The 11,295-nt window shown below is 48.7% G+C and carries 13 protein-coding genes; all 13 read right to left on the minus strand.

The window, feature by feature from the left end; translation table 11 throughout:
- Positions 1 to 59: 59 nt before the first annotated feature.
- The gene (locus KDK17_RS10955) at positions 60 to 479 is read right to left on the minus strand and encodes a hypothetical protein (protein ID WP_257288087.1); all 420 of its coding nucleotides are present in this window, start codon (positions 477 to 479) and stop codon (positions 60 to 62) included.
- Positions 476 to 1,804, minus strand: a complete 1,329-nt coding sequence (locus KDK17_RS10960) for a FliI/YscN family ATPase (protein ID WP_257288088.1) — start codon at positions 1,802 to 1,804, stop codon at positions 476 to 478. Before KDK17_RS10960 ends, KDK17_RS10955 begins: the two co-directional genes overlap by 4 nt.
- Entirely contained in the window at positions 1,804 to 2,577 is a 774-nt protein-coding gene (locus KDK17_RS10965) for a FliH/SctL family protein (RefSeq protein WP_257288089.1), read from the minus strand. Before KDK17_RS10965 ends, KDK17_RS10960 begins: the two co-directional genes overlap by 1 nt.
- A gap of 51 nt (positions 2,578 to 2,628) precedes the next feature.
- Positions 2,629 to 3,651, minus strand: a complete 1,023-nt coding sequence (fliG, locus tag KDK17_RS10970) for a flagellar motor switch protein FliG (protein WP_257275899.1) — start codon at positions 3,649 to 3,651, stop codon at positions 2,629 to 2,631.
- On the minus strand, positions 3,644 to 5,296 hold the full coding sequence (gene fliF, locus KDK17_RS10975; RefSeq protein ID WP_257275898.1) for a flagellar basal-body MS-ring/collar protein FliF: 1,653 nt from the start codon (positions 5,294 to 5,296) through the stop codon (positions 3,644 to 3,646). The genes fliG and fliF overlap by 8 nt, the downstream gene beginning before the upstream one ends.
- 14 nt (positions 5,297 to 5,310) lie before the next feature.
- Positions 5,311 to 5,631 carry a flagellar hook-basal body complex protein FliE gene (gene fliE, locus KDK17_RS10980; protein ID WP_257288090.1) on the minus strand — a complete coding sequence of 107 codons (321 nt, stop codon included), beginning with the start codon at positions 5,629 to 5,631 and terminating at the stop codon, positions 5,311 to 5,313.
- A gap of 100 nt (positions 5,632 to 5,731) precedes the next feature.
- Positions 5,732 to 6,625 (minus strand): OmpA family protein, encoded by an 894-nt coding sequence (locus KDK17_RS10985; protein ID WP_257288091.1) that lies wholly within the window; start codon positions 6,623 to 6,625, stop codon positions 5,732 to 5,734.
- 5 nt (positions 6,626 to 6,630) lie between these two features.
- On the minus strand, positions 6,631 to 7,140 hold the full coding sequence (gene flgN / locus KDK17_RS10990; RefSeq protein ID WP_257280609.1) for a flagellar protein FlgN: 510 nt from the start codon (positions 7,138 to 7,140) through the stop codon (positions 6,631 to 6,633).
- Positions 7,112 to 7,420 carry a flagellar biosynthesis anti-sigma factor FlgM gene (gene flgM / locus KDK17_RS10995; protein WP_257275892.1) on the minus strand — a complete coding sequence of 103 codons (309 nt, stop codon included), beginning with the start codon at positions 7,418 to 7,420 and terminating at the stop codon, positions 7,112 to 7,114. The genes flgN and flgM overlap by 29 nt, the downstream gene beginning before the upstream one ends.
- Before the next feature lie 102 nt (positions 7,421 to 7,522).
- Positions 7,523 to 8,431, minus strand: a complete 909-nt coding sequence (gene flgL, locus KDK17_RS11000) for a flagellar hook-associated protein FlgL (RefSeq protein ID WP_257275890.1) — start codon at positions 8,429 to 8,431, stop codon at positions 7,523 to 7,525.
- Between the two features lie 21 nt (positions 8,432 to 8,452).
- Positions 8,453 to 10,084: a flagellar hook-associated protein FlgK gene (flgK, locus tag KDK17_RS11005; RefSeq protein ID WP_257280608.1), complete on the minus strand. Its 1,632-nt coding sequence runs from the start codon at positions 10,082 to 10,084 to the stop codon at positions 8,453 to 8,455.
- 14 nt (positions 10,085 to 10,098) lie between these two features.
- Complete coding sequence (locus KDK17_RS11010) at positions 10,099 to 10,431, minus strand: rod-binding protein (RefSeq protein WP_257275887.1); 333 nt, start codon at positions 10,429 to 10,431, stop codon at positions 10,099 to 10,101.
- 26 nt (positions 10,432 to 10,457) lie between these two features.
- The coding region (flgI, locus tag KDK17_RS11015) for a flagellar basal body P-ring protein FlgI (RefSeq protein ID WP_257288092.1) at positions 10,458 to 11,295 on the minus strand (838 nt) is incomplete at its 5' end.

Genomic DNA, 11,295 nt, shown 5'->3' on the forward strand with positions numbered 1-11,295 from the left:
AGATGCTTCCCTGCATAAAATACCTGACGAAATATCAGGTTAACACAGGCAAGCCAGAATTAGCGAGGGGAGCGCTGCAGCAGTCGGTCTGTCTCCTGAAGTTCATCCCGAAGCTGTTTTTGCTGCTGTTGCTCGTTTGCTTTGTTTTTCAGATGTTCAACGCCGCTGGTCATTCTGCGTTCTTCTTCCAGCCGCTGGTTAATTTGCTCAAGATTTCCAGACTCTGCTTTAATCTTCTCTTCCAGCAAAACAGAAACATCTGCAAGCAATTCAACAAACTGACTGCGGCTCCAGCAGGATAGTGAGGAAAGTTTTTCTCCCGGACAACTATCGCAGGATTTCCGGGCATCATTTAACAGCTTTTTCTGGGTATTGAGAGAGGCCAGACTCTGTTCTGCGTGCTGTTTCTCTCTTTCAGTGAACTGGCTCTTTTTTTCCAGTGCGGACTGTGCTTTTTCCAGACGCCGGGCCTTGCTCATGAGGTAACAACCTGATCAGGCTGCCAGATATTTATCAGTTGTTGAATGCTACCAGAGAGATCAACCTGTTCATAACGGCTCTGCTGCAAAAACCGCTCCATCTGCGGACGGTGTTCAATCGCTTTATCAAGCTCAGGATCAGCTCCGGGTTTGTAAGCCCCTATCGCCATCAGTTCTCTGAACTCATTATACCGGGCATGGTAGCGTCGGAACGCCTGAGCACACTTTTCATGTTCTTCTGTTATCAGCTGAGACATGGTTCTGCTGATGGAGGCTTCCAGGTCAATGGCCGGGAAATGTCCTCTTTCAGCCAGCTCACGACTGAGCACAATATGTCCATCCAGAATGGAGCGGGCAGTATCTACCACGGGCTCCTGCATATCATCACCTTCTGCCAGTACGGTATAGATGGCCGTTACTGAACCTTCACCTATTCCCGTTCCGGCCCGCTCCAGCAGTATCGGAATCTTGCTAAATACTGAAGGAGGAAAACCTTTCGCTGCCGGAGCCTCACCCACAGCCAGCGCAATTTCACGGTGAGCCTGGGCATATCGGGTCAGGGAGTCCATCAGCAGCAGAACCGTTTTGCCCTGATCTCTGAAATACTCTGCTATTTGGTGACAATAAAGTGCAGCACGGATTCTGCGGACAGGCGATTCATCCCCGGGTGAAGCCACCACAACGGCTTTTTCCCGACCTTCCATACCCAGAATCTGATCAACAAACTCCTTTACTTCGCGACTACGTTCACCGATCAGACCGACAACAGTAACATCCGCCCGGGTATTGCGCGTCATCATGCCCATCAGTGTGCTTTTACCAACGCCACTGCCAGCAAACAACCCTACTCGCTGTCCTTTTCCTAAAGTCAGCAGACTGTCGATCACTCTTACGCCCACCTCCAGTGGCTCATCGACCGGCTTTCTGCTCATAGGATTCAAGGGGGAGGAATGAATTGAGATTCGGTCAGATAAACTCAGAACATTGGAATCAAGCGGCTTACCCATGGCATCTACCACCCGCCCCAACAACTCTTCACCCACAGGCATGGTGTGATTGAGAGAGACGGGAATTATTCTGTCTCCGGCAGCCAGACCTTCCATTGTCGTTGAGAGAGGCATCAGAAACTGACTGGCACCGTCAAATCCAACCACTTCTGCCTCCACCTGACGGCCACTCTGCATGTTGATATGGCAAAGCTGTCCGATGGGTAATCGTAATCCTTTAGCTTCCAGAAGAAGACCTTTAATCGCCGATATCCTCCCGGACATTTTGGCAACAGGCACTGACTTCAGTTTTTGAATAAGTTCATCAGAGAGCGACATTAACCCGCGTCCTCCATTGCGGCAGGCAAGTTTTCACGAATAATATCCAGACACTCCACCAGCCGGGATTCCATTCGAGCTTCCGCTTCTGTCTGGCTGGAAATGATCCGGCAGTCGTGCATTGGTAATTCCTGATCTTCGACGACCTGCCAGGCCGCACCAAAATCTGGCTTGAGTTGTTTGAGCAACTCCGCGTTGACCGGATTCACATGGATGGTGTACTGAGCATCCTCAGGCATGATACTCAGAGTTTCCCTGATGACAGAGACGATCTGTTCCGGAGAAGTCATCAGCTCACGACGCACCACCTGGCGACATGTTTCTTCTATTACTTTTCCAAGCCAGCTGATCTTTTCGTCGCGACCATAACTGGCACCAGAGCGAAATTCAGACATTTCTTTTCGCAACAGGGATACCAGTTTTTTCTGCTCCTCAGTGGCAATACGCCCACCTTCTTTGACGCCCAGCTCTCTGCCCTCTTCAAAGCCCATTCGACGGCCTTCTTCCACACCTTTGGCATAGCCTTTCTCAATACCCTGCTCCAGAATACTTTGCAGAACTTCAGCAGAGGGTTCAACGGATTCCTGTGATGTCGGTACTGTATTCTGAACCTTATCGACAGGCTGAGAAGCACTATAGTCTGGTTGTTGAGTTATCTCTGGAGCCTCTGATGTTTCTGAATTCTGAAACTCACCGGGCTTTTGGTGAACCGGAAAGAGAAACCGTTTGAAGGCCGCTGTTTCAGGCTGCCATATTTTTTGTCTGTTTGTCATGAACCAACCTGTTGTTATTAGTATGAAGAAAGTGATGGGTATTGATTGGCATTAACCGATCATCTCGTCCTCATCATTAAAGATCAGCTCTATCTCACCGGATGCTGCCAGCTGTCGCGCTGCCCGAAGCACATCGTTGCGGGCAGACTGAACCTGACTGGCACGAACCGCGCCAAGATTTTCAATATCTTCAAGCAGGAATTTGGCGCTTCGCTTGGTCATGGTACCTACAACGACATCAATCATCTCCTGAGCGGCCCCTTTGAGCGCCAGAGCCAGAATATCCTGACTGACCTCCGCCATAACCTTACGCAGTGCATCTTCGTCCAGACGCATAAGGTGTTCAAAGAGGAACATTTGTTGTTCAATCTGCTCAGCCAGTTTCTTATCCTGCTCCTTAAAGTAACTCAACAGACTCTGCACCGAAGTGTCGTTCATCCGGTTCATTATATCGGCCACCTGACGAAGACCACTGACGGTGGTATTCTGACTGGTGCTCATTTTGCCGATATTGGCATCAAATATAATGTTGAGTTCTTCAAGGATGGATGGATGTAATTCCTGCAGTCGGGCTACTCGTGACAATAGATCCTGGTGACTTTTGGCTGGAAGGCGCATTAATACGTCGGTAGCCTGTGTAGCTCCCAGATAGGTCAAAACCACTGCCTGAAGTTGCGGGTGCTCATCAACAATCAGTTCGGTGATGGTTCCCGAGTCCATCCATTTCATCGCTTCCAGACTGTTGCTCTCACCGCCAAAAATAGAGTCCATGACACCTTTGGCTTCTTTGTCACCCAAAGCCATCTTCAAGGTCTTGTCAATATATCCTTTGGAGGAACCAGAAAGGGCGCTGTCATACCGATAAGTGTGGAAAAACAGGTCCAGAACTTCCTGAACCTGATCTCTTTTCAGGGGTGCGATGGTCGCCATGGTCGTGCTGATCTGTCGAACTTCCCGCTGGCTAAGGTGTTTGAATACCTGCGCCGCACCTTTTTCCCCCAGACTGAGAAGCAGGATAGCAATGTCTTTGGGAGTCGGCGGCCTTGATGGCAAGGTTCTTTGATTATCACTCATAACTGTTCATCCATAGCTTGATCACCTGTGCTACCCTGGCAGGGGCCTTGGACGACAGTTCTCGCATCTGAGTCACCTGAGTTTCAAAATCTGCCAACTCAGGCGGCAAAAGATCAAAAGTGTCATCAAATATTACTTTCCTGCCTTGCTGGTCGAACTGGGTAGAATCCGTTTCCTCAGAGATTTGAGGTAACACGGCTGGCTCATCCATCTTGATAGTGATCTGTTTCATCATGGGTCTTAAAAGAAACATAATCACAAGAATCCCCAGCAAAGTACCGCAACCATATTTGACGTAGTAGAGCACCTGCGGCTGTTGCCACCAGGCCAGCCCGACAGGTTCAACATGAGTGACTGGCACAAACGGTGCGGTATGAATACTGATCTGATCACCACGAGCCTGATCAATACCTGTCGCATCAATAATCATTTGTTGAATCGTGGCAATTCTTGCCTGATCCCAATTACCAATACCCAGAGCTTCATCGGGCTGCTCATTGAGAACAACGGCAACGCTGAGTTTCTGTACTCTGCCCTGCTGATTGGCCACCTGCCTGATCACTTTGTCTACTTCATAGTTGCGGACAAACTCTGAATGAGTATTATTGCCCTGCTCCGCCTGAGCTTGCTCCCCTTCTTCCGGTGGCTGATTAGCGAGAGCACCGGGTATGCCTCTGGCTCCCTGCCCGCTATTAAGCACTTCCTTTCCCTGCTCACTTCTTAACACGGGAGCACCGGGCTCATATTGCTCTACCGTTTGCACCACCTGTTCAAAATCCACATTGGCGGTAACCTGGGCCCTGAAATTGACAGACCCCACCAGAGGTTCAAGCAGGGCACTGATGCGCTGTTGAAAATGAGCTTCAACCTGACGCTTGAAGTCCAGCTGTTTACTGGCTTCACTGAGCACACTGTTACCCAATAAAACATCTGAAGAGAGCAGTTTGCCGGACTGGTCAATAACAGAAACATCGCTGCGATTCATATTAGTGACACTGGCGGCCACCAGATTCACAATGCCTTCAATCTGCTCATTGCTCAACCTGTATCCTGGAAACAGATCGACAAACACTGAGGCCGATGGTTTTCCCTGTTTGCGAATAAAACTGCTCTGTTTGGGCAGAGCCAGGTGGATTCGGGCATTGCGGACGGGTTTCAGGCTGATAATGGTCTGAGCCAGCTCGCCTTCAAGACCACGCCGGTAACGGACATTTTCCACAAACTGGCTGGTACCGATTTCCTGCCCATCGAGCGTTTCCAGTCCTTCCGGCGTTCTTGCCTGAACGCCCGATACAGCCAGCTGCATACGGGCATCGGAGAGCCTGCCGACATCCACCATGACCTGACCCGAAGCCGGGTGAATTTTATAAGCAATACTGTTTTGTTCCAGTACATTGACCACACTGGCCACATCATAGAGTTCCTGATTGCCATACAGTGGCTGGTAATCCGGAGATTGTGACCAGAGCCAGAAAACCGACATCAGGGCAACCGATACTGCAAACAAGACCATCAGCACCACTTGATAGTTACGATTGTTTTTCAGAACTTCGGACACCCTGTCCAGTGCTTCACGCCAAACAGGCTTCACTTCTTTTTCTTCTGGTGCCTGCTCCGGGGTGGCATTTGTTTCTGATTCTGCCATGGTATTTTTCTACCTTAGATCTGCATGCGCATGATGTCTTCGTAAGCAGTCACTGCCTTATTGCGAACCTGCATCAATGCCTGAAAGGAAATACTGGATTTCTGCATGGCAATCATGGTGCCCATGAGGTCATCACTTTCCCCGGTTTCAATCTTGTGCATCATGCCGCTGGACTCTTGTTGCAGATCATTAACCTTTTCAATGGCCTGTTGCAGCAGATTGCCAAAACCGTTGGTAGTCATGCCTTCAGATGCAACTGAGGAAGGTAAAATCGGAGCAGGTCGGTTTTTCAGGAGTACACTGAGGGAATCCGGGTTTAGACCTTTGATGTCCATTGAGCCGCCATCCACTGTTGTTCTGTGAAATGTTGTTCTGTAAAAGTGCCCGGTAAGCACAGGCTCTTTCCGTCAGTTGACGATTTATTGTCAGAATTATTTATCGGCGGCTCAGGGTAATCTTTACCCGTCGGTTTTTATTTCTTCCTGCAACAGTCGTATTGGTGGCTACAGGATAGCGGTCACCATGAAAGCGCATGGTAAGACGCTGTTCGGAAATACCTTTTGATCGTAAATATCTATAAACCCGGCTTGCACGCACTTTTGACAGCTGAAGGTTTTCCAGCCTGTCACCCCGGGAGTCTGTGTGAGCGTCAATAGCAACATTGGTGATACTTTTATCCACCAGAATATAGGTGGCCAGGTCATCAAGATGTGACAATTGTTCCGGGCTTATATGGGATCTTGATGACGGGTAATAGAGCAGTGTTTCTTTTGCCTGTTCGTAGTTCAGAGCCAGCAATTCTCCATAACATTGATAAAATGTTGCTGCTGTTTTTTGGAAATTCATAGCGGGTATTTTAATATGAACAGGGTTTACTGCTTCCCTCTGAATCTCAACAACCAGCTGATGCCCCTGCTGCAGATCTTCAACAACACGGGCAACATTGATTCTCATTTCAAACTGTTTATCCGGCTCTGCTTCAACACCTCCGAGAGCGTTCAGGTAATGGCTATGACGCCAGGGGGATTGTTGAACCGCAACACGAATATGCCGGGCTTCTTTAATAAAAAAATCCGGTTCCAGGGTTATATAATGCACACCTCCGGCAGCCGCATTCAGAACGATACTGCCCAGCCCTGTCACGTTGCTGTTCAGGCGACACTGGAAACGGGAAGTGGTCAACTCCCACTTATGCAGGGTGAGTTCCTGAGGGAATTCTCTGACTGAGTTGGCTGATGATCGGGAAAGCAGCAACAAGGAGAAACCAAAAATCGCGAGGCCAAAAATCAACAGTTTCCGAAATCGCCGCAAATCATCAGAAAACAACATGCTGATCAGCCCAGCTTTCTTTCACAGATGCCCTGCTGGTTATAGGGCGAGGGTTCCTGACTGGAAAAAACCACATCAATAATCTGGTTAGTGCTGGCCGCCAGACGACTCAAGAGCTTGCCGTTTGCCTGATTCAGACTACGGCAGCGGCCTGCTGTAATTTCCAGTTGATGCCATTGTTTCAGTGTGGCTTCAGCTTTGGGTGTAGAACATATAATTTGCAGAAATGATCGTATACCTGCCGGGTCCGGTGACAGCCCCGCTTCTTTCAAATAATGCTCTCTCAGGGAAGCATTCAGGTGCAGCATGTCCAACAGTTTGACCTGAGTTTCAAGATGCGTTTCCAGAGCTGCAATATTCCTTTCCAGCATCAGGTTATGGGCCTTGCTCAGAACAACTTCCAGTTTGCGGGTTAAAGCCAGTGCATCACGGATATTGCCCAGCAGTTTTTTTTCAACAGAAACGCTATAAGTACCACTTTTATTGTCATTCTTTTCTGTGGTCATCAAAGTCATCGGAAAGCTCCAGAATTTTGTTGGCAAGCATTTGATAATCGACCGGCATTTCTCCTTTTTTAATCGCTAGCCGAATGCTCTCCACTTTTTTCCTGTCAATTTCATCTATGTCTGACAGAGATTGGAACAGTTCTTCAATATTCTGGGCTTCACCGCTCAACCTTAAACGATCATCATTGACCTTGGGAGGCGCGGCTGCTTTTACATCATTTTTGACTGCACTTTGGCCTGCTATTGGACTGGCTGCTTTTTTTGACCCGGTGCGATTTATTCCCGGCATGCTTTTCACCACTCGTCTGTGATGGGTACAGAACTCCAATCGGCAAGGTGTCAAAAAATCTTAAATTCCCTGAAATGGGGATTTTTTTTTGCCAATGGCCCGTCAGAAATAATTGAACAGAGACAGTTGCTTGATGTTGGCATAAACCTGCTGGCTGGCACTGAGAAGGGTCTGCTGCTGAGCCAAATCAGTGGCGGCCTTCGTCATATCAACATCTTCCAGAGATGAATGAAGTTTTTCCAGCATCAGTTTGATATCGGCATGGCTTTCACCCACCCGATCAAGCACAGTCTGATTACTGCCTGCCTTGGTCTGGGCGATCCCTACCCTGTCCAGAGTGGCATCAATCCATGTCATCGCGTCTGACAGAACGGCATTCAGACTCACAGGGTTTCTCAGTTCATCCACCGCACCAGACAGGGCGTCAAAGATACTGTCTATCGGTGGTGTAGCGGTTGGGTCGAAAAATAGATTTTCTGCCGACTCATTGAATGTCACCTGGGCAGAGCCACTGATATTGACCAGACGAAGGTTATTATTGCCATTGTATGAATAATCACCAGCGACTTCGTCAACAGGCTTCTGAGTGCTCAGGGTTCCGGAGAAAATGTACTGCCCGTCTGCCTGCTGATAATTGGCCAGGCTCAGCAAAGACTGAGCAATCGTATTCAGCTCCTCTGCCAATGGCTCATAGTCCTGATCAGTCAGAGTGCCGTTTCTGGACTGCAAAATAATGTCTCTGGCACGCCATAATTGCTCAGTCATTCCACTGTATAAAACATCTTGCTGCTGCAGTATTCTTCTGGCCGAATCAATATTATCTTCATACTGTTTTATAGCCGTTACTTCATTCTTGATCTGAAGAATTTTGACTGTATCAACGGAGTCATCCGAGGGTTGCAGGATACGTTTTCCGGATGCCATCTGTTCATTGGTTACAGCCAGTCTGGCCATACCGTCCTGCATAGCCCTGAGCATGACATTATTGAAATTGATGCTGCTGATACGCATATTTTTGGCTCCCTGTCTTTATCAGAACATTCTGAGCAATGAATCAAATGTCTGCCGGGCCACTGAAATTACCTGAGCATTAGCACTGTAGAGTTGCTGAAAGCGTAAAAGGTTGGCAGCCTCTTCATCCAGATTGACACCACTGTAGGCATTGCGGCTTGCTTCAGCCTGCTCAAACAGTTTTTTACCACCATCGGCTTCTGTTTTCGCCTGAGAAGTTTGTACCGCAATATCGCCAATAAACCGGGTATAGCTTTCAGTCAGGCTACTTTGCCCCTCTATCAGAGCATCATTCTGAAGTTGCAGAATTGTCTGCAAGTTCGAATTATCGGCCACACCACTACCCGGTGCTGCCAGAGCCAGAGCAAAAGGTTCCGTCAGAACAGCATCAATATCTCTTGCACCATAACGCACCGGTGACAACCGGTAAGCCTGATCAGTAGCGGCACCGTTGATATCAATCTCAACGCCATCAAAACTCAGGGTATCAGTACCTGCTCCGGACAAGCTGCCACTGAACTGAACCCCATCGCTCAACCGGGTAATAACATAGTTGCCGGTGTTATCTACCCGCAGATCATAGTCACTGGCTTTCAGCTGGGAACTGTCAGTAATTCTCATATCGGACACTGAGGTGGAGGCGACATCCAGCGAAAAGATACCACTGGCAGGATTAGTCAGATCAGAAAAAAGATCCACGCCGGAGTTGCCATTGACATCCTCCCCAAGTCTTAGCTGGGCATTGATCGTCGAAGCTATGACTACTGCCAGACGCCCAATCTCATTCTGAGCCTGTCTTAAAGTGCCATTCTGGTAATTCAGGATGCCGCCAATGCTGCCCCCCGGATCACCGTGCACCTGAAGGGAGGCAGAATCACTTTCAAACGCCAATGAAAAGCCATCAGGATGGCTGGCTGAGCCGGTAACACTCAGGCTGTTTCTCTGATCACCGATCAGCAGTGGCTGACCTGATTTCAGGTAAATATTGAGATTGCCATCAGGCTGCTCCAGAACATTGATGCCCATCAGCTTTGATAATTCTTTGACGGCGAGATCCCTTTGGTCAAGCATCTCGTTGGCAACCTCACCACTGGCACTGATCTTCTTTAGTTGGTCATTAAAGCCCGCTATATTTGCCAGCAAACCATTCGCTTCTGCAACCGAAGCCTCCAATTGCCTCCCGGCTAAACCCTGATGACCGACAATTTGGTTATTCAGTGTTGTAAACTGCTGAGCCAGCTTATTACTTTCGCTGAGTATGACTTGTCTGGCAGCACTGGAATAAGGATCAACCGTTGCGCCATTAAGTGTTGTAAAGAAACTCTCAAGGCCTGAGGTAAGCGATGTGCTGTCATCGCCCAACCATTTATCCAGCGAGTCGATGTATCCCGAAAAAGTGGCTGTCTTTTCCGCCAGAGATTGACTCTCCCACATCTGGGCAGTAAGAAAACTATTGGCTATTCGGTCGACGCTGGATGCATTAACACCGGTTCCCTTGGTACCGACTCCCGGATGCAAAGTGTAAGTCGGGAACCAGTAAACTCTTTGACGGCTATAGCCTTCTGTTTCGGCATTGGCAATATTGTTACTGGCGACATTAAGCGATGTCTGGCTGGCCTGTAATCCAGAAATACCTATCTGTGTCAGACTCATGTCATCTACCCCGATTAACGTTCAGTATTAAGCCTGTCGTCTTTATCACCCAACTGCCTTACCAGTGCTTCAGCTATGCCCAGCCCGCCTTCTTTACCCAGATGTCCGGCAATATGGCTGTCAAACATCGATTGAAAAAACTGCACATCTTTACCCGACATCGGCAAGTCTGAGCTGCTCATCATCGCTTCATTGGCTCTTCGCATACTCTTGAGTAATTCGTTAACAAATATGGCTTCAAAGGCCTCTGCTGCTTCTTTCAGGTCTTCCGGACCTTTTCCCTGACCGGGTTCCGGCTGATAAATATTGGCCAGATGTTTAGCTGACAGACTGCTTCCAATATCCATATCGAACGCCCTTATCGTAAATCCATTTAAATCACAATTAACTCAGCTTCCAGAGCCCCGGCTGCTTTCAGAGCCTCGAGAATGGACATCAAGTCTGTGGGTGTCGCTCCGACACCGTTAATAGCCATGACCACTTCCTGCAAAGTAACGCCTTCTTTAACCATATAGATGGCAGCATTCTGCTCTTCTATTGTGACATCACTGTTCAATATGGCTTCCGTCTGACCTCCCTGAGAGAATGCACCTGGTTGTGATACCGAGGTTGTCTGCCGGACTTTAACGACGAGGTTGCCATGACTGACTGCAGCCGGGCGAACACGAACATGCTCGCCCATTACCACAGTGCCTGTTCTGGAATTGAAAATAATACGTGCCGAAGGATCTGCCGTTTCAACATTCAGTCCTTCCAGCATGGACATAAATGCCACCCGCTGGCTACTGTCTCTGGGAGCCGAGACCAGAATAGAAACTCCATTGCTGGCATTGGCGACTTTGGGGCCAAAGTGATTATTAATGGCTGTAACTACCCTGCGGGCATTGGTATAGCTCGGTTCTTTTAAATTCAGTACCAACTGCTCCCCAAAGTTAAAAGCGCTCTTCACTGAACGCTCAACCAATGCACCTCCGGGAATGCGACCGCCGTTGGTAGTGTTAATCTGTATACGGCTACCAGCGATGGGCGCATCCGCCGTTCCTGCCAACCCTTCAGCAGAAACTCCGCCCACAATCAGGCTTCCCTGGGCGACTGCGAACACCTCACCATTGATACCTTTCATCGGTGTCAGGAGCAGAGTTCCTCCTCTCAGGCTCTTGGCATCACCAATAGAAGACACTGATACATCTATTTTCTGACCCGGACGGGCA

It is taken from the genome of Endozoicomonas sp. SESOKO2, assembly GCF_024606245.1.
GTDB lineage: Bacteria > Pseudomonadota > Gammaproteobacteria > Pseudomonadales > Endozoicomonadaceae > Endozoicomonas_A.